Annotated in this window: 18 protein-coding genes and 1 pseudogene; 4 read left to right on the top strand and 15 right to left on the bottom strand. The window is 71.6% G+C overall.

Translation table 11 applies throughout. The annotated features are described in order from the left end of the window. Window positions 1-21 precede the first annotated feature (21 nt). The 6 genes from ACWPXV_RS09255 to ACWPXV_RS09230 all read right to left on the bottom strand — a co-directional run bounded on the left by ACWPXV_RS09255 (window position 22) and on the right by ACWPXV_RS09230 (window position 6,672). Window positions 22-564: a hypothetical protein gene (locus ACWPXV_RS09255; RefSeq protein ID WP_454084968.1), complete on the bottom strand. Its 543-nt coding sequence runs from the start codon at window positions 562-564 to the stop codon at window positions 22-24. A 61-nt stretch (window positions 565-625) separates the two neighbouring features. Continuing rightward, window positions 626-1,330 (bottom strand): YggS family pyridoxal phosphate-dependent enzyme, encoded by a 705-nt coding sequence (locus ACWPXV_RS09250; protein WP_454084967.1) that lies wholly within the window; start codon window positions 1,328-1,330, stop codon window positions 626-628. 121 nt (window positions 1,331-1,451) lie between these two features. Next, a complete protein-coding gene (locus ACWPXV_RS09245) occupies window positions 1,452-2,501 on the bottom strand; it encodes a lipoate--protein ligase family protein (protein WP_454084966.1) in 1,050 nt (349 codons plus the stop codon). Window positions 2,502-2,544: 43 nt separating this feature from the next. Beyond that, window positions 2,545-4,164: a citramalate synthase gene (cimA, locus tag ACWPXV_RS09240; RefSeq protein WP_454084965.1), complete on the bottom strand. Its 1,620-nt coding sequence runs from the start codon at window positions 4,162-4,164 to the stop codon at window positions 2,545-2,547. A 231-nt stretch (window positions 4,165-4,395) separates the two neighbouring features. Beyond that, window positions 4,396-5,490: a branched-chain amino acid aminotransferase gene (locus ACWPXV_RS09235; RefSeq protein WP_454084964.1), complete on the bottom strand. Its 1,095-nt coding sequence runs from the start codon at window positions 5,488-5,490 to the stop codon at window positions 4,396-4,398. 129 nt (window positions 5,491-5,619) lie between these two features. Then, the gene (locus tag ACWPXV_RS09230; protein WP_454084963.1) at window positions 5,620-6,672 is read right to left on the bottom strand and encodes a 3-isopropylmalate dehydrogenase; all 1,053 of its coding nucleotides are present in this window, start codon (window positions 6,670-6,672) and stop codon (window positions 5,620-5,622) included. A gap of 239 nt (window positions 6,673-6,911) precedes the next feature. Between ACWPXV_RS09230 and ACWPXV_RS09225 the strand changes: the two genes are divergently transcribed. Further along, entirely contained in the window at window positions 6,912-8,540 is a 1,629-nt protein-coding gene (locus tag ACWPXV_RS09225; RefSeq protein WP_454084962.1) for a Cys-Gln thioester bond-forming surface protein, read from the top strand. A 76-nt stretch (window positions 8,541-8,616) separates the two neighbouring features. Here ACWPXV_RS09225 and ACWPXV_RS09220 read toward each other — a convergent pair whose 3' ends face one another. Beyond that, window positions 8,617-9,210: an ASCH domain-containing protein gene (locus ACWPXV_RS09220; protein WP_454084961.1), complete on the bottom strand. Its 594-nt coding sequence runs from the start codon at window positions 9,208-9,210 to the stop codon at window positions 8,617-8,619. An 87-nt stretch (window positions 9,211-9,297) separates the two neighbouring features. On the opposite strand from ACWPXV_RS09220, the gene ACWPXV_RS09215 reads away from it, so the two are divergent. Both ACWPXV_RS09215 and ACWPXV_RS09210 read left to right on the top strand, forming a co-directional pair. Then, on the top strand, window positions 9,298-9,849 hold the full coding sequence (locus ACWPXV_RS09215; protein WP_454084960.1) for a DUF4870 domain-containing protein: 552 nt from the start codon (window positions 9,298-9,300) through the stop codon (window positions 9,847-9,849). A 198-nt stretch (window positions 9,850-10,047) separates the two neighbouring features. Continuing rightward, a complete protein-coding gene (locus ACWPXV_RS09210) occupies window positions 10,048-11,166 on the top strand; it encodes a ScyD/ScyE family protein (RefSeq protein ID WP_454084959.1) in 1,119 nt (372 codons plus the stop codon). A gap of 64 nt (window positions 11,167-11,230) precedes the next feature. Here ACWPXV_RS09210 and ilvC read toward each other — a convergent pair whose 3' ends face one another. The 4 genes from ilvC to ACWPXV_RS09190 all read right to left on the bottom strand — a co-directional run bounded on the left by ilvC (window position 11,231) and on the right by ACWPXV_RS09190 (window position 15,688). Next, window positions 11,231-12,259: a ketol-acid reductoisomerase gene (gene ilvC / locus ACWPXV_RS09205; RefSeq protein ID WP_454084958.1), complete on the bottom strand. Its 1,029-nt coding sequence runs from the start codon at window positions 12,257-12,259 to the stop codon at window positions 11,231-11,233. A 67-nt stretch (window positions 12,260-12,326) separates the two neighbouring features. Further along, window positions 12,327-12,851 carry an acetolactate synthase small subunit gene (gene ilvN, locus ACWPXV_RS09200; RefSeq protein ID WP_110853694.1) on the bottom strand — a complete coding sequence of 175 codons (525 nt, stop codon included), beginning with the start codon at window positions 12,849-12,851 and terminating at the stop codon, window positions 12,327-12,329. A 13-nt stretch (window positions 12,852-12,864) separates the two neighbouring features. Then, window positions 12,865-14,712 (bottom strand): acetolactate synthase large subunit, encoded by a 1,848-nt coding sequence (locus ACWPXV_RS09195; RefSeq protein ID WP_454084957.1) that lies wholly within the window; start codon window positions 14,710-14,712, stop codon window positions 12,865-12,867. A 319-nt stretch (window positions 14,713-15,031) separates the two neighbouring features. Next, on the bottom strand, window positions 15,032-15,688 hold the full coding sequence (locus ACWPXV_RS09190; protein ID WP_454084956.1) for a DUF6226 family protein: 657 nt from the start codon (window positions 15,686-15,688) through the stop codon (window positions 15,032-15,034). A 51-nt stretch (window positions 15,689-15,739) separates the two neighbouring features. Here ACWPXV_RS09190 and ACWPXV_RS09185 point away from each other — a divergent pair. Continuing rightward, window positions 15,740-16,719, top strand: a pseudogene (locus ACWPXV_RS09185) (quinone oxidoreductase family protein). Between the two features lie 83 nt (window positions 16,720-16,802). On the opposite strand, the gene ilvD reads toward ACWPXV_RS09185, so the two are convergent. The 4 genes from ilvD to ACWPXV_RS09165 form a co-directional block, all read right to left on the bottom strand. Further along, a complete protein-coding gene (gene ilvD, locus ACWPXV_RS09180; RefSeq protein WP_454084955.1) occupies window positions 16,803-18,503 on the bottom strand; it encodes a dihydroxy-acid dehydratase in 1,701 nt (566 codons plus the stop codon). A 112-nt stretch (window positions 18,504-18,615) separates the two neighbouring features. Continuing rightward, complete coding sequence (locus ACWPXV_RS09175; RefSeq protein WP_454084954.1) at window positions 18,616-21,447, bottom strand: M14 family zinc carboxypeptidase; 2,832 nt, start codon at window positions 21,445-21,447, stop codon at window positions 18,616-18,618. 50 nt (window positions 21,448-21,497) lie between these two features. Further along, window positions 21,498-22,238 (bottom strand): amino acid ABC transporter ATP-binding protein, encoded by a 741-nt coding sequence (locus ACWPXV_RS09170; protein ID WP_454084953.1) that lies wholly within the window; start codon window positions 22,236-22,238, stop codon window positions 21,498-21,500. Then, complete coding sequence (locus tag ACWPXV_RS09165) at window positions 22,235-23,020, bottom strand: amino acid ABC transporter permease (protein ID WP_454084952.1); 786 nt, start codon at window positions 23,018-23,020, stop codon at window positions 22,235-22,237. Before ACWPXV_RS09165 ends, ACWPXV_RS09170 begins: the two co-directional genes overlap by 4 nt.

Here is a 23,020-nt window from a genome sequence, read left to right as displayed (position 1 = left end):
TCCCGGGCGGCCCTCGTCGCGTCAGAACAGCTCGTAGGACGCCCGAGCCACCGCGAAGCCGTAGCCGGAGTCGTCGTGGCGGCAGGTGACCCCGGACTCGGCGCTCTCGCAGGTGAAGCCGTGCGCCGTCGTCGTCTCCCCGTAGTCCAGGGCCGGCACGTCGCCGGCGACGACGAGCGGCTCGCAGGGCATCGACGCCCCGGCCGCCTCCACGCGCAGGTGCCCGCCGGCACCCTCCTCCTCGCAGTCGGCGTCCTCGGGCTCGTACTGGAAGTTCGAGATGACGCAGTCGGCGCTGTCAGGGGTGAGCGCGCAGACAATGTTTCCCGACGGCGAGGCGAAGTACTCCGCCTCGGGCTCCGGCGTCGGCGTGACGTCGTCGGTCGTGTCGTCGGTCGTGTCGCCGGACGGGGCGGTGGTGGCCGTCGACGCGTCCGCACCCGGCTCGCCCCCGCCGCTCGTGAGACGGCCGGCGAGGAGGATGACGAAGAGCAGCACGAGGATGCTGACAACGACGATGAGGAGCAGCTGCGCCGGCGTCAGCCGGCGGCCGGTGTCGGACATGGACCTTCCCGTCTCTCAAGAACCCCGACACGGTACGTGACGATCCCCCGTGGAGGACAACTTAGCCGGTGGGACGGGCTCCGAAGACGGCGGTCCCGACCCGGACCATCGTTGCGCCGGCGGCGACGGCGAGCTCGAGATCCGTGCTCATCCCCATCGACAGCTCGCGCGCGTCGGCGGTCCCCGGCGCACCGCTCGCCACGACGTCGTCCCGCAGCGCGGCGAGCCGCTCGTAGGAGGCGCGGACGACGTCGACGTCCTCGGACCGGGCGCCGATCGTCATGAGCCCGCGGAGCCGCAGGTGCGGCAGGGCGGCGACGGCCAGGGCGTGCGCGAGCGCGTCCTGCGGCGCCGCCCCGGCCTTGGTGTCCTCACCGGAGGTGTTGACCTGGGCGAAGACGTCCAGGCGGCGTCCCTCGCGGGCGGCGAGGCGGTCGAGCCGCTCGGCGAGGGCGAGGCTGTCGACGCTCTGGACGCAGCTGACGAGCGGCACGACCTTGCCTGCCTTGTTCGACTGCAGCCGCCCGATGAAGTGCATCTCGTGCGGGAGGCCGGCGAGGTCGGGGGCGGTGGCGACGAGCTCCTGCGCCCGGTTGTGCCCGAGGAGGTGGGCGCCGGCGTCGATCGCCCCCCGGACGCGGTCGGCGGGCAGGGTCTTGACCGCCAGGAGGAGCTGGACCTCCGCGGGGCCACGGCCGACGACACGGGCGGCGGCGGCCACCCGCTCCCGCACCTGCGCCAGGCGCTCGGCCACCTCACTGCTCACGCCGTCGACCATATCGCGGCCGCGTACCGGCCCCGCCGTGGGACCGGGCGTGGTTCCACCATCGCGCCGAGAGCTGGATCCTGCCCCGCGCACGATCCAGGTGGCGGCGAGAGAGGAGCGCTCAGGGAACGCGGTAGGTCCAGGCGTCGTCGAGGAACTTGTGCTGGACGAGCTGCTCGGCGCGGGCCAGCTCGTCGGAGGTGTAGTCCGAGCGCACGGTGTCGTAGCGGCCCTCGAAGTGGGCGATGAAGGCGTCGATGATGGCCGCGCGGCTCATACCGGTCTGCGAGCGCATCGGGTCGACCCGCTTGTTCGCACTCGCCGTGCCCTTGTCCGACATCTTCTCCCGGCCGATGCGCAGCACCTGGAGCATCTTGTCCGCGTCGATGTCGTAGCTCATCGTCACGTGGTGCAGGACGACGCCGCTGGCGAAGCGCTTCTGCGCGGCCCCGCCGATCTTCCCGGCGTCGGAGGCGATGTCGTTGAGGGGAACGTACCGCGCGTTGACCCCCACCTCCTTGAGGGCGCCGAGCACCCAGTCGTCGAGGAAGGCGTAGGAGCGCTCGAAGCTCAGCCCCTCGACGAGCGAGGTCGGCACGACGAGGGAGTAGGTGATGCAGTTGCCCGGCTCCATGAACATCGCCCCGCCGCCGGAGACGCGGCGCACGACCGTCATCCCGTGCCGGGCCAGGCCCTCGGGGTCGATCTCGTTGCGCACCGACTGGAAGGAGCCGATGACCACGAGCGGGGCGTCCCAGTCCCAGATCCGCATGAGCGGGCCGCGGCGGCCTGCGGCGACCTCCCCGGGCAGGACCTCGTCCAGGGCCACGTGCAGCGCGGGCGGCAGCACGCGGGGGCCGATGACCTCGAAGGTGTGGTCGGCCCAGCTGGTCGCGTGGCCGAGCGCGCGGCGCACCGCGATCCCGACGGCGTCGGCGCTGAAGCCGACGAGCGCCACCTGCGGGTCCAGCGCCCGGGTCACCGCCTGCGCGAGCTCCTCGGCGCCCGCCGTCGCGGGCATGCCCTCGAGGGCCGCGTTGATGTCCTCCAGCGCGGAGTCGGGCTCGAGGAAGAAGTCCCCCGAGACACTGACGTGGCGCAGCCGGTCCTCGACGACGTCGAGGTCGACGGCGACCAGCTTGCCCTGGGGAACCTTGTACTCGCCTCGCACGCCTGCAGGCTACCGCGCACCGCCCCTGCCGCGGCTGTCGCGGTCAGCGCGGGTGGACGTCGCGGTGGAGCAGCCCGTAGACGACCGAGTCGACCAGGGCCTCCCAGCTCGCCTCGATGATGTCGGGGCCCACGCCCACCGTGCTCCACGAGCGGGCGCCGTCGGAGGTCTCGATGAGCACGCGCGTGGTGGCGTCGGTGCCGGACTGGGTGTCGAGGATGCGCACCTTGAAGTCGATGAGCTCGAAGTCCTCGAGCTCGGGGTACACGTCCACCAGGGCCTGGCGCAGGGCGTGGTCCAGGGCGTTGACCGGGCCGTTCCCCTCCCCCGTGCACACGACGCGGCCGCGGCCGGTGTGGAGCTTGACGGTGGCCTCGGCGAGGGTGAGGGAGATGTCCTCGCTCAGGGTCTGCACCATGGCCCGCCAGCTCTCGACGGTGAAGTAGCGGGGGCGGGCGCCGTCGAGCTCCTCGCGGAGCAGGAGCTCGAAGGACGCGTCGGCGGCGTCGAAGGTGTAGCCCTGCGCCTCGGCGGCCTTGACGCGCTCGGTGACGCGCGAGAGGACGTCTGCGCGGCCGGACAGATCGATGCCGAGCTCGCGGCCCTTGAGCTCGATGCTCGCGCGGCCCGCCATCTCTGAGACGAGCATGCGCATGTCGTTGCCGACGGCGACGGGGTCGATGTGCTGGTAGAGGTCGGGGTCCACGCGGATCGCCGAGGCGTGCAGGCCGGCCTTGTGGGCGAAGGCGCTGGAGCCCACGTAGGGCTGGCGGGCGTAGGGGCTGATGTTGGTGATCTCGCTGATCGCGTGGGACAGGCGGCTGGACTCCCGCAGGCCGTCACCGGCGAGGGTGTCGACGCCGTGCTTGAGCTCGAGGTTGGCGACGACGGTGACGAGGTCGGCGTTGCCCGTGCGCTCCCCGTAGCCGTTGACGGTGCCCTGGACGTGCCGCACGCCGGCCTCGACGGCGGCGAGGGAGTTGGCGACGGCGCAGCCGGTGTCGTTGTGGGCGTGGATGCCCAGGACCCCGTCCACCCGGGAGCGGACAGCGGTGACGATCTCGCCGACCCAGCCGGGCAGCATGCCGCCGTTGGTGTCGCACAGGACGGCGACGTGCGCGCCGGCGTCCAGGCCCGCCCTGATCGCGGCGACGGCGTACTCGGCGTCGTAGCGGTAGCCGTCGAAGAAGTGCTCGGCGTCGAGGATGACCTCGCGGTCCTGCTCGCGCAGGTAGCGGACGGTGTCCGCGATCATCCGGAGGTTCTCCTCCCCCGTCGTGCGCAGCGCCCGCTCGACGTGCCGGATGTCGCTCTTCGCGACGATCGTGATGACCGGCGCCTCGGAGTCGACGAGGGCGCGGACCTGCGGGTCGTCGTGGGGCCGCGTGCCGGCCTTGCACGTGGACCCGAAGGCGGCCAGACGCGCGTGGCGCAGGTCCAGCTCCTTGGCGGCACGCGCGAAGAACTCGGTGTCCTTGGGGATCGCGCCGGGCCACCCGCCCTCGATGTACCCGACCCCGAGCTCGTCGAGGAGCGGGGCGATGGCGAGCTTGTCCGCGAAGGAGAGGTTCATTCCCTCCTGCTGCGCGCCGTCGCGCAGGGTCGTGTCGTAGACGTCGATGGTGAGCTCAGCCTGCGAGGCGGGGCGCGTCGTCGTGCTCATGGTGTCGGTCTCCCTGTGTCAGCCGTCGCAGTCCTGCTCCCCGGCGGGGGTGGTGCCGGGTCTCGGTCGCCGCGGGCAGGTGGCCCCGGCAACAAAAAAACCTCCCGGGGTACGGGAGGTTGCGCACGTGGCGGGTGGTGCCGCGTGCGCTAGCCGATAATGAGCCGGAACTGCATGGGGTCATGATGCCACACGCGGAGGGTGACCCGTACCACCCGTCCACGCGTTCCCTCAGACGAGGGGCTGCATCCAGCCGTGCGGGTCGGGCGCGTGGCCGAACTGGATGTCGGTGAGCTGGGTGAACAGGCGCTCGGTGACCGGGCCCGCCGCGCCGTCGGCGACGGTGACGTCGAAGGACTCCCCCGCCAGGCGCCCGATCGGGGTGATGACGGCGGCGGTGCCGCAGGCGAAGACCTCGCTGACCGAGCCGTCGCGGATGCCGGCGAGCAGCCCCTTGAGCGGGATGTCGCACTCCTCGACCGGGGTGCCCTGGTCGGCGAGCAGCGTGAGGATCGACGAGCGCGTGACGCCCTCGAGGATGGTGCCGGTGAGGGCGGGCGTGCGCACGACGCCGTCGGCGCCGACGACGAAGACGTTCATGCCCCCGAGCTCCTCGAGGTTGGTGCCCGTGCTGGCGTCGAGGAAGCACACCTGGTCGAAGCCGCGCGCGTAGGCGGTCTGCTGCGGCAGCAGGCTCGCGGCGTAGTTCCCGCCGAACTTCGCGTTGCCGGTCCCACCGGGGCCGGCGCGGTGGTAGTCCTCGGCCACCCAGATCGAGACCGGCTGGAAGCCGTTGACGAAGTAAGGACCCACCGGCGAGGCGATGACGAGGTACTCGTAGCGGTGGGAGGGCCGCACCCCGAGGAAGGGCTCGGTCGCGATCATGAAGGGGCGCAGGTAGAGGCTGGCGCCAGCGGCCGCCGGCACCCACTCGAGGTCGGTCTCCACGAGCGCCCGGATGGAGGCGAGGAAGTCCTCGACCGGCAGCTCGGGCATCGCCAGGCGCCGCGCGGAGGCCTGGAAGCGCCGGGCGTTGGCCTCGGGGCGGAAGGCCCAGGCCGAGCCGTCGGCGTGCCGGTAGGCCTTGAGGCCCTCGAAGATCTCCTGGCCGTAGTGGAGGACCGAGGCCGCCGGGGAGAGCTCGAGCGGGGCGAAGCCCTCGACCCGGTGGCCGTGCCACCCGCCGTCGACCGTCCACGTCGCCCGTGCCATGTGGTCGGTGAACTCCACACCGAAGCTCAGCCGGTCCAGGGCGGCCGCGCGCTCGGCCGTCGTCCGCGGCCGCGAGCTGGGCACGATCGCGAACTCGGCAGGTGCAGTGGTCATGGCGGGCCTCCAGCGGTCCTTCGGTCATCCGCCCCACGGCGGGTGCTGGTGCGTGCAGTGGTACTCGAGGGTAGCGCCGGGGAGCGCGTCGCCGGGAACCGGGATACCGGTTCCCGGCGCTGACGGCCGTCAGGAGACGGGCTGAGCCTCGGCGACGGCGGCCGCGAGCGCGTCGCCGACCTCGCTCGTCGTGCGGGGGGTCGTCCCCCGGGCGGCGATGTCGGCAGCGACGGCGCGCTCGACACGGGCCGCGGCGTCGCCGTGGCCGAGGTGCTCGAGCAGGAGGGCGACCGAGAGCACGGTGGCGGTCGGGTCGGCCTTGCCCTGGCCCGCGATGTCCGGCGCGGACCCGTGGACCGGCTCGAACATGCTCGGTGCGGTGCCGTCGGGGTTGACGTTGCCCGACGCGGCCAGGCCGATCCCGCCGGTGACGGCGGCGGCGAGGTCGGTGACGATGTCACCGAAGAGGTTGTCGGTGACGATGACGTCGAAGCGCGCGGGGTCGGTGACGAGGAAGATCATCGCCGCGTCGACGTGGAGGTAGTCCACGGTGACGTCGGGGAACTCGGCGTTGACGCGCTCGACCGTCCGCCGCCACAGGTGGCCGGCGTGGACGAGGACGTTGTGCTTGTGGACGAGCGTCAGCTTCTTGCGGGGTCGCGCTGCGGCGCGGGCGAAGGCGTCGCGCACGACGCGCTCGACGCCGAAGGCGGTGTTGACGCTCACCTCGTTGGCCACCTCGTGCGGCGTGCCGACACGGATGGCGCCGCCGTTGCCGACGTAGGGCCCCTCCGTGCCCTCGCGGACGACGACGAAGTCGATCTCGCCGGGCTCCGCCAGGGGCGTGGACACACCGGGGAAGAGCTTCGAGGGGCGCAGGTTGACGTAGTGGTCGAGCTCGAAGCGCAGGCGCAGCAGCAGCCCGCGCTCGAGGACACCGCTGGGGACGCCCGGGTCCCCCACGGCGCCGAGGAGGATGGCGTCGTGCTGGCGGATGGCCGCGAGGTCCTCGTCGGTGAGGGTCTCGCCGGTGCGGTGCCAGCGGGCGGCGCCGAGGTCGTAAGGGGTCGTGCGGACGGTGACGTCCGTCAGCGCCGCGTCGAGGACCTTGAGCCCCTCGGCGACGACTTCCTGACCGATCCCGTCCCCGGCGATCACTGCAAGGTCGATGGTGCGCGTCATGCGGTCATCGTAGAGAGCCGTCCACGTGTCGGGACGCGCGTCTCATCAGTTGAGCGGCTCATCCGGTCCACCTCGCGGAGTTCCGATCTCCTACTTTCGTATAGTTCGAGCATCCTACTTTCGACGCGCACACCCGGACTCCCGGGGGTACCATTCGATCTGGCGACGCACCGGACAGCGCTGTCCGGTCTTTCGACCTCCACACCGACTCGAAAGCAGGGCCTTCCATGCAGCACGGCTTGAGACAACGACCCGCGAACGCGGTGGTGCGGTGGCTCGCACTGGGCGCCGCAGCACTCGTGGCACTGATGACGGTGGCACCGGGCGCGGCGTACGCGGACACGGCCGAGGCCGACTTCTCCATCGGTCGCAGTGACCAGGCGCAGCCGGGCGAGAGCGCCGCGCGCCTGTTCCCCGTCTTCACCAGCGAGGAGAGCCGAGCCTCCGGGGAGCCGGACCTGTGGGCGTACTGCATCGAGAACAGCGTCCCCGCGCGCTTCGACACCGACGCCGAGTCCGCCGGGTGGGGCGAGTTCGCCGGTGACAACAGCTTCAGCACGTCCCAGGTGGTCCGGGAGAAGGTCGCCTGGATCATCACGAACAGCTACCCGGCGCTCACCCTGGAGCAGCTGGGCGAGAGCATCGGGGTTCCGAACCTCTCCGCAAGGGAGGCCGTCGCGGGCACGCAGTACGCAATCTGGAAGCTGACGGACGACGTCGACGCCACCCTGAGCCCCAACGCGCAGACCCTGCGCAATTACCTTCTCGGTGAGGCGAACGTCGGCCTCGCCGAGAGCGACGTCCGCACCGAGGTGACCCTCACCGTCCCGACCGGGCCGCAGCTCTCCGGGACACTGGTGGGACCGGTGACGGTCACGACCAACCAGCGCTCGGTGGCGGTCACGACCGACTCGACCGTTCCCGTCGTCGACGCGAACGGCGCCCACCTCGACCTCAGTGCCGTGTCGGACGGTCAGGAGCTCTACGTCGACGCGCGCCAGGAGACCACGGCCGGCTCGGTCACCTTCCGGGCGACCGCCACGGCGTCGCAGGTCACCGGTTCCATCCTCAAGGTCCCGGCCGCCGAGGGCAGCGCCGGCAGCCACGCCCAGACCCTCATCCTCGTCGAGACCGGGGACGTCTCCGACGTCGCAGCCGCGACCCTGTCGTGGGACGAGACCGTCGCGCCCGTGATGCCCGAGGTCACGCAGGCCGTCTGCACCGAGGAGGGCGACACGACCACCCCGTCGATCAGCCCGGCCACCACCGAGGGCATTGACTACTCCTACGACGAGGACGAGGTCCGGGCCGGTCACACCGTCCAGGTCACCGCCACCGCCCAGGAGGGCTACAGCCTGACCGGGGCCGAGGGCTGGACCCTCAGCGACGACGGCACCAGCGCGACGACCACCGTCGAGCTCACCGAGCCCGACTGCACGGTCGTGCCGCCGCCCGCCACCGAAGTGGCTGCCGTGGCACCCGAGGTGACGCAGGCCGTCTGCACCGAGGAGGGCGACACGACCACCCCGTCGATCACCCCGGCCACCACCGAGGGCATCGACTACTCCTACGACGAGGACGAGGTCCGGGCCGGCCGCACCGTCCAGGTCACCGCCACCGCCCGCGAGGGCTACAGCCTGACCGGGGCCGAGGGCTGGACCCTCAGCGACGACGGCACCCGCGCGACGACCACCGTCGAGCTCACCGAGCCCGACTGCGCCGTCGCCGGCGAGGAGACCCCCGGGGCTCCGCCCGCGGAGCGGCTGCCCAGCACCGGCGCGAACGCGATCATGCCGCTCGCCGTGGCGGGCGCGCTTGTCCTCGGTGGAGCCGCCGCGGTGATCCGTCGCCGCTCACTCTCCCTGTAGGCACGGAGCAGGACACGCAGGGTGCCCGGCCGCCGGCCGGGCACCCTGCGGCGTTCTCGGGGCGAGTGCGGTTGCCTCAGGTGAGCACCGGCTCCCGCTCGTCAGCCCCCTGTGTGTGTCGTTTCGGGTCGAGGAGCCGGAAGCGCTCGAGGACGACCTCGCTGTCGTCGTCGAAGGCCAGGCCCACCTCCCCGAGCTCCGCGGCGAAGAAGGGCGCGTGGACGGCCTGCCAGTGCTCGAGGGACAGGTCCCCCTCCCCCTCGGCCGCCGCGTGCGCGGCGTCGACCGCGGAGTACGGGACGACCTCGATCGCCGTCGTGACGATGAGCGCCCGTGGGCGACCCGAACCGTCGAGGATGATCGAGAGGTCACCCGGCCGGGGCACCGACTCGCCGCGTACGGCGTAGGGCTGGGCCGCGCTCGAGGTCGCGGTCTTCCGGCCGCTGAGCACCAGGCCGAGCAGGGAGTCGGCCTCGCGGGGGTCGGAGCCGAAGGACCACGCGGGCGGCTGCACCGCTCCGATCGCCTGCTGGCCGACGACGACGTCGAGCCGGTTGAGACCGGCCCTCTTGCGGGCCGTGGCCCAGTAGGCGGCGACGGCGGCGTCCCGCGCCTCCGCCGTCCCCGGCTCGTGCTCGGTGCTGCCGTCGGTGTCCTCGCTCCACGTCATGGGGGCGAGTGTGCCAGGCAGTGAGGACAGCGGCACCGGCGCGCCCGTACGCTGGGCCCGAGCACGCCGTGCCGACGAAGGAGCACCATGTCCACCACGCCTCCGGACGACTTCCGCGACCAGAGCCAGCCGCCGCCCTCCGGTGGACAGCCGTGGCAGGGCGCCGGGTACCCGCCGCAGGGACAGCCCTACGGCCAGCAGCCCTACGGGGACCCGCAGTACGGCTACCAGGCCCCCGGGCAGCAGCCCTACGGCTACCCGCCCTACGGGCAGCAGCCCTACGCCTCGAGCGACGACCGCACGATCGCCGTCCTGGCCCACCTCTCCCCGCTCATCGGTCTCGTCCTCACCGCCACGCTGCTCAGCTTCCTCGCCCCGCTCGTCGTGTGGTTCATCTGGCGCGACCGTGGACCCCTGGTGCGTAACGCGGCTGCGAGCGCCTTCAACTTCAACGTCACCGTGTGGGTCGCCAACATCGCGGCGATCATCTGCGCCTTCACGTTCTTCCTCCTGCCGGTCGCGATCTTCCTGTGGGTGGGCGCGTTCGTCGCCCAGCTCGTCCTCTCGATCAAGGGCGCGATCGCCGCCAACCGCGGCGAGGTCTACCGCTACCCGTTCCAGGTGCCGATCCTGCACTGAGCGCCGGAGGGTGACGGAGGGTGCTTCGCGGAAATCCCCCCTCGTCACCCTGTCCGCCACTCGATACGCGGGCATAGCCTCGCGCTGTCCCGGCGGAGGCGGGAGGGCGAGGCGGGCCCAGGAAGCCCGTCGCCGCGCACCCGGGTACCGGTCGTCCCAGCCAGGGACGACCGTCCTCCCTCACGCCTGGAGAAGCCCATGCGCAAGAAATCCACCCTGGCAGCCGGAGCGGGCGTCCTCGCCCTGGCCGCCTCCCTCGTCACGGTCCCGGCCCAGGCCGACGACCACACCCCCGAGCCGGAGGTGGTCACGGGCGGCCTCATCGGCCCGCTCACGGTCGCCGCCGGCGACAGCGGTGACGTCTACGTCACCCAGACCTTCGCCAACACGCTGTCGAACGTCGGCCAGGACGGCACGGTGACCAACCTCCACACCCTCGAGGGCAGCCCGGAGACCGCCGAGCTCGTCGGCGTCACCTACAGCGGCGGCGCCACGTACCACATCGAGAGCGACTTCAGCGGCGAGGCGCCCACCACCTACATCGTCAGGACGAAGGACGGTGAGCGCACCGTCGTCAGCGACGACCTGTGGGCCTACGAGATCGCCAACAATCCGGACCGGTCCCAGCGGTACGGCGTGACCAACGCGCGCGGCACGTGCCTCGACCAGCTCACCGCCTTCGAGGAGACGGCCGGCTTCCCGGTCGTCAACTACCGGGGCATCGTCGAGTCGCACGGCTACCAGCTCGAGGTGCACGACGGCACCATCTACGTCGCCGACGCGGCCGCCAACGCGGTCCTCAAGGTCGACGAGAGCACGGGAGACATCTCGACGGTGAGTGTCCTGCCCGGGAAGACGATCAAGTTCACGGCCGGGCTCGAGGCCGCGATGGAGGGGCAGCTCGGGCTCGACATCCCGGACTGCATCGTCGGCAAGCGGTTCATCGCCGAGTCGGTGCCGACGGACGTCCAGGTGGGCTGGCTCGGCGGGCTGTACGTCAGCACGCTGGGCGGGAGCGCCGGGGAGGTCCTGCCGCTGAGCAGCGTCTACTGGATCAGCCCGGACGCCGAGTACACCTTCGAGGTCGCCGGTGACATGCGCGGCGCGACGGGTCTCGACGTGACGGCGGACGGCACCGTCATCGTCGCGGAGATGTTCGGTGGGAGGGTCTCGGCCATCCCCCACGGCCACAACCAGGCGACCACGCTCTTCGAGGCGGACTCGCCCGCGGACGTCGCCGTCGCCGGCCACACGGTGTACGCCACCACCGGCACCTTCGGTGAGGGCTCGCTGGTGAAGTACGCCTACGGCGACTGACCGGTCGTCCACGCACGAGGCGCCGGCCGGGATCTCTCCCGGCCGGCGCCTCATGTCACTGGGGTCAGCGCGCCGCGCTGCCCTCGGTGTAGTCGGAGTCCTTGGACTCCACCCAGCTGAAGAGCTTGCGCAGCTCACGGCCGGTCGTCTCGATCGGGTGCTGCTCGCCCTTGGCGCGCAGCTCCTTGAACTCCGGCGCGCCGGCGTCCTGGTCGGCGATGAAGCGGTCCGCGAAGGCGCCGGACTGGATGTCGGCGAGGACGCCCTTCATGTTCTCCTTGACGTCCGGGGAGATGACCCGGGGGCCGGAGACGTAGTCGCCGTACTCGGCGGTGTCGGAGATGCTCCACCGCTGCTTGGCGATGCCGCCCTCCCACATGAGGTCGACGATGAGCTTGAGCTCGTGGAGCACCTCGAAGTAGGCGACCTCGGGCTGGTAGCCGGCCTCGGTGAGGACCTCGAAGCCGTACTGGACGAGCTGGGAGGTGCCACCGCACAGGACGGCCTGCTCGCCGAAGAGGTCGGTCTCGGTCTCCTCGGTGAAGGTCGTCTTGATGCCGCCGGCGCGCAGGCCACCGACGGCCTTGGCGTAGGACAGCGCGGTGTCCCAGGCCGCGCCGGTGGCGTCCTGCTCGACGGCGACGATGACGGGCACGCCGCGGCCGGACTCGTACTCGCGGCGCACGAGGTGGCCCGGGCCCTTGGGGGCGACCATGACGACGTCGTGGCCCGCGGCCGGCTTGATGTAGCCGAAGCGGATGTTGAAGCCGTGGGCGAAGAGCAGCGTGGCGTCGGCCTTGAGGTTGGGCTCGATGTCCTGCGCGTAGAGGGTGCGCTGCACCTGGTCCGGGGCGAGGATGACGACGACGTCGGCAGCGGAGACGGCGTCGGCGATGCTCGCGACCTGCAGCCCCTGGTCCTTGGCCTTGGCGGCCGACGAGCTGCCCTCACGCAGGCCGACGGTGACGTCGACGCCGGAGTCGCGCAGGTTCAGCGCGTGGGCGTGCCCCTGGCTGCCGTAGCCGATGACGGCGACCTTCTTCCCGGCGATGACGGACAGGTCGGCGTCGTCGTCGTAGTACAGCTCAGCCACAGTGTTCTCCCTGGTGTTTGGTGTGGTGGCCCCGCGGGGGCCGGTGCTTCGTTGGTCAGTATGGGGGTCAGGCGGTCCGGACCCGCTCGAGGGCGCGGTCGGTCATCGAGCGGGAGCCGCGGCCGATGGCCACGGTGCCGGACTGGACGATCTCGCGGACGCCGTGCGCCTCGAGCGCCGTGAGCAGCGCCTGGAGCTTGGAGTGCGAGCCGGTCGCCTCGATCGTCACGGCGTCCGGTGCGACGTCGACGACGTGGGCCCGGAACAGCTCGACGACCTGGAGGACGGCGGTGCGCGAGGCGTCGTCGGCGCGGACCTTGACGAGCAGGAGCTCGCGCTGGACGGAGGACTCCGGCTCCAGCTCGACGATCTTGATGACGTTGATGAGCTTGTTCAGCTGCTTGGTCACCTGCTCGAGGGGCAGCTCCGCGGCGTCGACGACGACCGTGATCCGGGAGATGTCCGGGTGCTCGGTCGGGCCGACGGCGAGGGAGTGGATGTTGAAGGCACGGCGGGCGAACAGCGCGGAGACGCGGGTGAGCACGCCAGGCTTGTTCTCCACCAGCACCGAGAGGGTGTGACGGGTACTCATCGCTTTCCTCGCTTCACTCGTCGCGGTCCCACGAGGGGGTGATCCCCCGCGCGTACTGGATGTCGTCGTTGCTCACTCCGGCGGCGACCATCGGCCACACCATCGCGTCACGGCTGACGACGAAGTCGACGACGACGGGACGGTCGTCGATCTCCATCGCCCGCTTGATCGTGTCGTCCACCTCGCCGACGGACTCGGCGCGCAGGCCGACGCAGCCGTAGGCCTCGGCGAGCTTGACGAAGTCGGGGATGCGGGCGGTCTGGTGGCCGGTGTTGAGGTCGGTGTTGGAGTAGCGGCCGTCGTAGAAGAGGGTCTGCCACTGCCGGACCATGCCGAGGGAGGAGTTGTTGATGACGGCCACCTTGATCGGGATGCCCTCGAGCGCGCAGGTGGCGAGCTCCTGGTTGGTCATCTGGAAGCAGCCGTCGCCGTCGATGGCCCACACGGTGCGGTCCGGCATGCCGACCTTCGCGCCCATGGCGGCGGGCACGGCGTAGCCCATGGTGCCCAGGCCACCGGAGTTGAGCCAGGTGCGCGGGTGCTCGTAGCGGATAAACTGCGCGGCCCACATCTGGTGCTGGCCCACGCCGGAGGCGTAGATCGACTCCGGGCCCGAGATCTCCCCGATGCGGCTGATGACGTGCTGCGGCGCGACGTGCCCGTCCGCCGTCGGCGTCCAGCCGAGGGGGTAGGTCTCGCGCAGCTCGTCCAGACGCTGCCACCACGCCTCGATGTCGGGCTTGCCGAACTGCTCGTGGGCAGCGGCGAGCTCGGTGACGAGGTCGGGGATGGTGTCGCCGAGGTCCCCGACGATCGGGACGTCCGCGTGGCGGTTCTTGGAGATCTCGGCCGGGTCGATGTCGGCGTGGACGATCGTCGCCTTGGGCGCGAAGGAGGGCAGGTGGCCGGTGACGCGGTCGTCGAAGCGGGCACCCAGCGTGACGATGAGGTCGGCCTGCTGGAGCGCGGCCACCGCGGCGACGGACCCGTGCATGCCGGGCATGCCCAGGTGCTGGGGGTGGGAGTCGGGCAGGGCGCCGCGGGCCATGAGGGTGGTGACGACGGGCGCGCCGGACAGGTCGGTGAGCCGGCGCAGCGACTCGGAGGCCTGGGCGCGGATGACACCGCCGCCGACGTAGAGCACCGCACGCCGCGAGGTCGCCAGCAGGCGCGCCGCCTCGCGCACCTGGCGCGAGTGGGGCTTGACGGCCGGACGGTAGCCGGGCAGGTCGAGCTGCTGGGGCCACGCGAAGGTGGTCCGGGCCTGCTGGGCGCTCTTGGCGATGTCGACGAGCACCGGGCCGGGACGGCCCGTCGAGGCGATGTGGAAGGCCTCGGCGATGCGCGCGGGGATCTCGTCGGGGTCGGTGACGAGGAAGGAGTGCTTCGTCAGCGGCATCGTGGCGCCGACGATGTCGGCCTCCTGGAACGCGTCGGTGCCGATCGCGCTCGCCCCGACCTGGCCGGTGATGGCGACAAGGGGCACGGAGTCCATGTTGGCGTCGGCCAGCGCGGTGATGAGGTTCGTCGCGCCGGGGCCGGACGTCGCCATGCACACGCCCACCTTGCCGGTGGCTGCGGCGTACCCGGTCGCGGCGTGGCCGGCGCCCTGCTCGTGGCGCACGAGGATGTGGCGCAGCCGCTTCGAGTCGAAGAGCGGGTCGTAGGTGGGCAGGATCGCCCCGCCGGGGATGCCGAAGATGACCTCCGCACCGACCTCCTCGAGGGAGCGGACGATGCTCGTGGCGCCGTTGACCTCCTCGCGGATCTGCCCGACGGGCGCGGACGACGCCGGGACGACGCTCGGCGCCGACGGCTGCGGCGTGGTGCGGGGCGGCGCGGGGACTGGTCCCTTGGCCATGATGACCCTCCTGGTACCTCGGTGGTGGTGCGGCAGAGCGGCAAACAAAAAACCCCTCGACCCGAGGCGGGTGCGAAGGGATGCGCGCAGCGGGACCGGCTCAGCGGTCGGCGGCTGCGCGCCTGTGAAGTACGACGTCCTGCTGCATGCCGAAACTGTAACCCCGACCACCCGACCCACCCAAACCGTCTCACATGCTGGCTCCCCGTCCCGCCATCTGACACGGCCGCCGACACCGAGCTCCGGCGGCCCACCGCCGACAGCCGGATCCCTCCACGGCGTCAGCGAGCGTCTGCAGGACCTGGCGGCGCCGTCGTGCTCAGGCGTCCCCCTCACGGCGGAGCGGCCACGGGTGCCACGGGCCACCGATCCGCCGCAGCACCCGACGCGCTGCCCGCAAGCGCTCGGGCGGCACGCGCCACGCCCGCCCACCCCCTGAGGCGACCGAGCCCTGCTCGTCGGTGAACGCGTGGTGCACCCAGGGCCGGGCGACGCCGGTCACCCGCTCGCCGAAGCGCCCCGCGACCACGGCGAGGACCAGCTCCTCCAGGTCCTCCGCCTGGGTCTGCCACGTCTCGTCGCACGCGTCGCAGCCGCAGCCGGGGAAGGGCGCGTCGTGGAGGAGACCGGCGTGCAGCAGGACGCCCGGGTCGTCGGTGATGGCAAAGGTCAGCGGCGCCGCCGTGGCGAGCCTGGGAGTCAGACGTACTACCGCCCTCGCCTCCCGGGGCGGGCTCACGAAGTCGGCCAGCACGTCCACGTGCTCGACGACGTCGACGTCGTAGGTCACGCGCAGGTGGGCGATGAGCGCCTCCGCCACTGTCGTCACGGGCTCGAAGCGCTCGGGGTGGGTGATGACGGAGTACGTGTTCTCCGGTGGGGAACCACCGCCCCAGCGGTGGCCGTACTCGATGACGGCCCCGGGCTCGTCCCGGAAGACACGGTCCGGCACCGCCGGCCGGACATAGCTCGCCACGACCACGAACCTACCGGCACTCCCGGTAGGGGAACCAGGTATACATGGACCATGCGCGCCGTCCACGCCACCGAGGCCGGGGGCCCCGAGGTCCTCACCGTCGTCGACCTGCCCGATGAGCCGCCCGGTCCGGGTGAGGTCCGCGTCGAGGTGGCCGCCGCCGGGGTGAACTTCATCGACACCTACCGCCGCGGCGGGGTGTACCGGATGGAGTTCCCGCACGTCGTCGGCTCCGAGGGCGCCGGCACCGTCGTCGAGCTGGGTGACGGCGTCACGGAGTTCTCGGTCGGTGACCACGTCGCCTGGGCGGCCGCGCCGGGCAGCTACGCCGAGCGGGCCAACGTCCCGGTGCAGGAGGCCATCCCGGTGCCGGCGGGGATCGACCTCCACACGGCGGCCGCACTCCCCCTCCAGGGGATGACCGCCCACTACCTCAGCGCCTCGACCTTCCCGGTGTCACCCGGCGACGTCGCGCTCGTCCACGCCGGCGCCGGTGGGGTCGGGCTCCTGCTCACCCAGCTCGTCGTCCGGCGGGGCGGCCGCGTCATCTCCACCGTGTCGACCGAGGAGAAGGAGCTTCTCTCCCGCGAGGCGGGCGCGGAGCAGGTCATCCGCTACACCGAGCTCGACGACCTCACGGCCGAGCTGCCGCAGATCGTTCGCGAGCTCACCGACGGCCGCGGCGTCGACGTCGTGTACGACGGCGTGGGCAAGGCGACCTTCGACGCCTCGCTGGGCAGCCTGCGCCCGCGGGGCATGCTCGTCCTGTTCGGCGGGTCCAGCGGGCAGGTGCCGCCCTTCGACCTCCAGCGGCTCAACGGCGCCGGCTCGCTCTTCGTCACGCGGCCGACGCTTGCGCACTACACCGCCGACCGCGCCGAGCTGCTGTGGCGGGCCGCAGACCTCTTCCACGCCGTCGCCGACGGGCTGGACGTCCGCATCGGGCAGGAGTTCCCGCTCACCGAGGCCGCCGCCGCGCACGCCCCCTCGAGGGCCGGCAGACGACCGGCAAGGTCCTCCTCGTCCCCTGACGCGCCCCGTCCTCCCTCCCCTCCAACGCCGAGAGCCGGATTCCTCCACGAGGAATCCGGCTCTCGGCGTCAGGCCCGCTCGCTCAGGCGAGGATGGCGCCCGTGCTCGCGGACTGCACGAGCTTGGTGTACTTGCCCAGCACGCCCTTGGTGAACTGCGGGGCGAGCGGCGCCCAACCCTCGCGGCGCCGGGCCAGTTCGTCCTCGTCGACCAGGAGGTCGAGGGTCTTGCCGGCGACGTCGAGGCGGATCTTGTCGCCGTCGCGGACGAAGGCGATGGGTCCGGCGTCGACGGCCTCGGGGGCGACGTGACCGACGCACAGGCCGGTCGTGCCGCCCGAGAAGCGGCCGTCGGTGAGGAGGAGGACGTCCTTGCCGAGCCCGGCGCCCTTGATCGCGCCGGTGATGGCGAGCATCTCGCGCATGCCCGGGCCGCCCTTGGGGCCCTCGTAGCGGATGACGACGACATCGCCGGCCTGGATGGTGCCGTCCTCGAGAGCGTCCATCGCGGCCCGCTCACGCTCGAAGACGCGCGCGGTGCCCTCGAAGACGTCGGAGTCGAAGCCCGCGGACTTCACGACCGCACCCTCCGGGGCGAGGGAGCCACCGAGGATGGTGATGCCACCGGTCGCGTGGATCGGGTTGTCCAGCGCGCGCAGGATCTTGCCGTCCGGGTCCGGCGGGTTGATGCCCGCGAGGTTCTCCGCGACGGTCTTGCCGGTGACAGTGAGGCAGTCCCCGTGGAGGAGACCGGCGTCGAGCAGCGCCTTCATGACGACGGGCACGCCGCCGATGCGGTCGATGTCGTTCATGACGTAGCGGCCGAAGGGCTTGAGGTCCCCCAGGTGCGGCACGCGCTCGGCGATGCGGCTGAAGTCGTCGAGCGTGAGGTCGACCTCGGCCTCGTTGGCGATCGCGAGGAGGTGGAGCACGGCGTTCGTCGAGCCACCGAAGGCCATGACGACGGCGATCGCGTTCTCCAGCGACTTCTTCGTGATGATGTCGCGCGCGGTGATGCCCTGGCGCAGCATCTCCACGACGGCCTCACCGCTGCGGTGGGCGAACATGTCGCGGCGACGGTCGGCCGACGGCGGGGCGGCGGAGCCGGGCAGGGACATGCCCATGGCCTCGGCCACGGACGCCATGGTGTTGGCGGTGTACATGCCACCGCACGCGCCCTCTCCGGGGCAGATCGCGCGCTCGATGCGGTCGAGGTCACCCTTGCTCATGAGTCCGCGCGAGCACGCGCCGACGGCCTCGAAGGCGTCGATGAGGGTGACGTCCTTCTCGGTGCCGTCCTCGAGCTTCACCCAGCCCGGCATGATCGTGCCGGCGTAGAGGAAGACGGCGGCGAGGTCGAGGCGGGCCGCGGCCATGAGCATGCCGGGCAGCGACTTGTCGCAGCCGGCGAGGAGTACGGAGCCGTCGAGGCGCTCGGCCTGCATGACGGTCTCGACCGAGTCGGCGATGATGTCGCGCGAGACGAGCGAGTAGTGCATGCCCTCGTGGCCCATCGAGATGCCATCGGACACGGAGATGGTGCCGAACTGGAGGGGGTAGCCACCGCCGGCGTGGACGCCCTCCTTCGCTCCCTGGGCCAGACGGTCCAGGGAGAGGTTGCAGGGCGTGATCTCGTTCCACGAGCTCGCGATGCCGATCTGGGGCTTGGCGAAGTCGTCGTCCCCCATGCCGACGGCGCGAAGCATGCCTCGCGACGCCGTCGCCTCGATGCCGTCGGTCACCTGACGGCTGCGCGGCTTTATGTCAGTGGCTTCGGTGGTCATGTCCCGAGTCTAAGACTCCGCACCGACACTCTCGGCGCACGTTCGAGCGGCAAGACATGACAGCGGGGCGGCACCCCGGTCGGAGGTGCCGCCCCGCAGGGTCAGGCCGGTGTCAGTCCGTCAGGCGACGGCGGGCGACGAGCGCCGCGCCGCCACCGGCGAGCAGCACCGTGAGCACGCCGAGCGCCCAGACGTCGGCACCGGTGGTGGGCAGGCGCCCGCTCCCCGGGCCGTCGGTCGGGGCAGCCGTCGGGGCGACCGTCGGCTCCTCGGAGGTCGGGGCCGTCGTCGGCTCCTCGGTCGGCTCGGAGGTGGTCGGCTCCTCGGTCGGCTCGGGAGTCGTCGGCTCCTCCGTCGGCTCCTCGACGGGCGGCTCGACGAGCGCCCCCTCGGGACCCGCCCAGTAGAGCGCGGCCGCGACGTCGTCGAACATCCCGCGCGGGTGGGTGCGGAAGAACGGGTCGGTGCCGAAGACGAGAGCCCGGGAGCCGTCGTCGGTCACCGCGGAGATGACCGAGGGCTGGCCTGCGGCCTGCTCGGGCCCACCGGTCCCGTCCTCGTTCGGCAGCCAGTGACCGCTGAGCAGCGGCTCGGCGGTGAAGGTCTGCTCGACCGTCACCTCCTCCCCGAGCTCGGTGAAGTACGCCGGCCCGTAGGTGAACGCGGCCTCCTCGGCCTGGGCGCCGATGACGCCGTCGGCCGTGTCGACGAGCACGACGCCGTTGGCGCGGCCGGGACCGCTCACCGCCGTCGCCTCGAAGAGCTCGAAGGTGTCGGCCGCCCACGTACCGGCCTGCGCGGAAGCGACGACGCCCCTGCCCGACTCGAAGTACTCGTCCAGCTCGAGCGCTGCCCGCGCGGCGGCGTCGTCCGTGCCCAGCCGAAGCGGCGCGCCCAGCCACAGCACGTCGATCTCGTCGAGGTCGACGCTGCCGTCGGCGAGGCCGGCCGGCGTCACGCGGACCGGGTCGACGAAGCCCAGGCCGGTGAGGACGAGCTCGTCCTCACCACCGGCCACCGCGGAGGACGTGGTGTAGCCGACGCGGAGCGCGGACAGGCCGCGGACGTCGTCGTCGGCGAGCTGGCGGCCGTCGGTCGCCGTGAAGGCGACGCCGAGCAGCTCGCTCACCACCTCCGCCTCCTCCAGGCCGTCAGGGCCGACGACGACGGTGCCGTCACCGATGTCGGCGACGGCCACCCCGCCCGCGAGCAGGAGGTTGACCGCCTGCACCGCCGCGACGCCGTCGAGCGCGAGGCTCACGTACTCGGCGTCGGCCGGGAAGGCGCCGGTCGGCGGCGCGACGACGAGCGGCGTCGCCGTGACCGGCAGCGCCGGGTCGGTCGTGTCCCCGACGCGGTCGACCTCGGCGCCCCACAGGCGGCCCAGGCTCCAGGCGGAGATGTCGTACATGCTCGGGACGCGGTCGGAGATGTCGGACCCGTCGGAGAGCAGGACGTTGGCCAGACCGCGCAGCGGCTGGTGCATGTCGACGACGAAGGTTCCGGCCGGGTAGTCCTGGCCGCCGGCGCTGAACGCAGAGTCGGCGGTGCCGACCTCGACGCCGTGGGCGAGGAGGTGGTCGACGAGGGTCGCGGCGTCGGTCGTGCCGGCGGGGATGACGTAGGCGCGCGGGAAGTCGGTGCCGGTGACGTCGGGCTCGTCCCACTCCTCGGTCCACTCGTCCGGACCGGGGTAGTTCTCCGGGTCCGGGTTGGCCGGGATGTCGCGGAGCGGCTCGCCCGCCTCACCGCGGCGGAAGATCTCCATCTGGTTGCCGAGGATGGCGTCGCGGTTCTCGTCGACGTAGGCGACCGTCGACTCGATGACCTGGTGGCCGACCGCGCGGTTGGTCGCCAGCCGTCGGGCGCTCTCCTCGGGGTCGTTCGTCCGGCCGGGGCCGAGCTCGACGGTGTAGGCGATCGAGCCCTGGAACTGGACGTACTGCGGGGTGAAGATCGGCGGCCAGCCGTCCCAGCCGTCCGGGATGTCGCGGAACGGGATGATGATCCCGCCGTCCTCGGTCAGCGGGTTGCCCTCGATGTCAGCGTCGACGACGTCCTGCTCGATACGCAGCGCGGCGGCGTAGGAGTAGGGCATGAGGAGGTCGTGCTCGTAGTTCTCGCCCTGCGGCGGGCCGGTCGGCTCGACCTGGAGGCTGCCGGTGTACCCGTGCAGGTCGATGAAGAAGACCGGCTGCAGGTCCCCGGTGAGGTCACGGATCGCGCGGGTCTCCGGCGTCGTGTTGGTGATGAAGTCACGGTTCGCGTCGAGGTTGAGCGCGGTGGCGCGGGTGCCGGCCACACGGCCGTCGGGGTTGTTGCTCACCGTGAAGTACAGGCGGTAGTCCTCGGCGAGGGCCACGGCGTCCTCGTCACCCGCCTCGAGCGCCTCGACGAGCTCGGTGATGTAGGAGAGGGAGGCGTCGGTGCCGTCCCACTCGTTGCCGTGGATGTTGTTGTTGAACCAGATCGGCGGCTTGTAGCCGGCCATCAGCTCGGCGTCGTCCTGAGCGGCGTCGGCGTCCTGCTTGATCCGGTCGCGCCACTCATCCTGCTGGGCGCTCTCCTCAGCCGTCTCCGGAGCCGTGATCGTCACGAGGTACAGGTCGCGCCCCGCGGTCGACTGGCCGACGACCTCGGTGGAGACGTACTCGTTGCCCTCGGCAAGCTCGTTGAGCAGCGGCGCGATCTCGTGGAAGGGGATGGCCCCGCGGCCGTAGGACTGGTCGTCCTCGTTGACCGGCGGCTCGGTGAGCGGCTCCTGCCGCGGGTAGGGCACGCCGTCGTCCTCTGGCGCGGCGCTCACCGTCGGGGGCGTGACCACCGCGGTCACCGGTCCGGTGCCCGCCGCGGGCACCGTCACCGCCCCCAGCAGCACGGCGGAGACCGCCGCGCCGCACCAGACTCGTCGTCGAACCTGCATCGTGTTCCTCTCGTCAACCATGCGATGAAGCGAATGTTGCGGAGGTGCGCCAGCAGCGGGGGTGGGAGCGGCTAGAGCACCTTCGACAGGAACGCCTGGGTGCGGGCGTGCTGGGGGGAGGCGAGGACCTCGGCGGGTACGCCCTCCTCGACGATGAGACCGTCGTCCATGAAGACGAGCCGGTCCCCCACCTCGCGCGCGAAGCCCATCTCGTGGGTGACGACCATCATCGTCATGCCTTCGGCGGCAAGGAGCTTCATCACGTCGAGGACCTCACCGACGAGCTCGGGGTCGAGCGCGGAGGTCGGCTCGTCGAAGAGCATCATGTCGGGGTTCATCGACAGGGCGCGGGCGATGGCCACGCGCTGCTGCTGGCCACCGGAGAGCTGCGCCGGGTAGGCGTCGCCACGGTCGGCGAGGCCGACGCGCTCGAGCATCGCGCGGGCCACCTCGGTGGCCTCCTGCTTGCCGCGCTTGAGGACGCGGCGCTGGGCGATGGTGAGGTTGCCCATGACGTTGAGGTGCGGGAAGAGGTTGAACTGCTGGAACACCATCCCGATGCGGGTGCGCACGGCGTCGATGTCGCAGTCCGGGTCGAGGATGTCCTCGCCCTCGATACGCAGAGAGCCGCCGCTCGGTTCCTCGAGCCTGTTCACCGTGCGCAGCAGCGTGGACTTCCCCGAGCCGGAGGGGCCGATGACGCAGACGACCTCGCCCTTGTGGACCGACAGGTCGATGCCCTTGAGGACCTCGTTGTCGCCGAAGCTCTTGCGCAGTCCCGTGATCTCGATCGCGGGGGTGGTGCCCGTCATCGTCCCCTCGCCATCCGTCGTTCGAGCACTGCCACGAGCCGGGTGAGCGGGATCGTGATCACCAGGTAGAGCAGGGCGCCCATGACGAGCGGGGTGCCGTTGCCCGTCGTCGTCTGGCCGTCCCGCGCGAAGGTCGTGAGCTCCTTGGTGAGGACCGTGGAGCCCGCGATGAACAGCAGCGAGGTGTCCTTGAGGAGGAGCACGAACTCGTTGGTCAGGGGCGGGATGATGATGCGGAAGCCCTGCGGCAAGATGATCCTCACCATCGTCTCCGCCGGCGACATGCCGAGCGAACGAGCCGCCTCGCTCTGCCCCTTGGGCACGGCCTGGATGCCGGATCGGATCACCTCGGCCATGTAGGCGGAGGCGACGAAGATGAGCCCGACGAGGCCGGCCCCGACGTTCCCGCCGGGGATCCGGAAGCCGAAGGCGATCGGCACGACGTACGCCATCACGAAGATCGTCAGCAGCGCCGGCAGTCCCCGGAACAGCTCGATCCAGACGGTGGCGAACCACCGGTAGGGACCGACGCTCGACAGCTTCATGAGGGCGAAGACGATCCCGAGCACCAGGCCACCGGCGAAGGAGATCAGCGTGAAGAGGAGCGTGTTCTTCAGCGCGATCGTGACGATCTCGGGGAACTGGTCGCGGGCGATGTCGAGGCGGAAGAACTGGTTGGTGATCCGCTCCCAGTCGGCCAGCAGGGCGACGGCCGCGAGGGCGGCGAAGAACAGGACGTACATCCCCGCTCGGGTCAGCCGCCGGCGTGTGGTGAGGCGCAT

Source organism: Georgenia sp. Marseille-Q6866 (assembly GCF_965111665.1).
The sequence above is the reverse complement of the archived record's forward strand: the minus strand, read 5'-3'. Positions and strand labels throughout refer to the sequence as shown.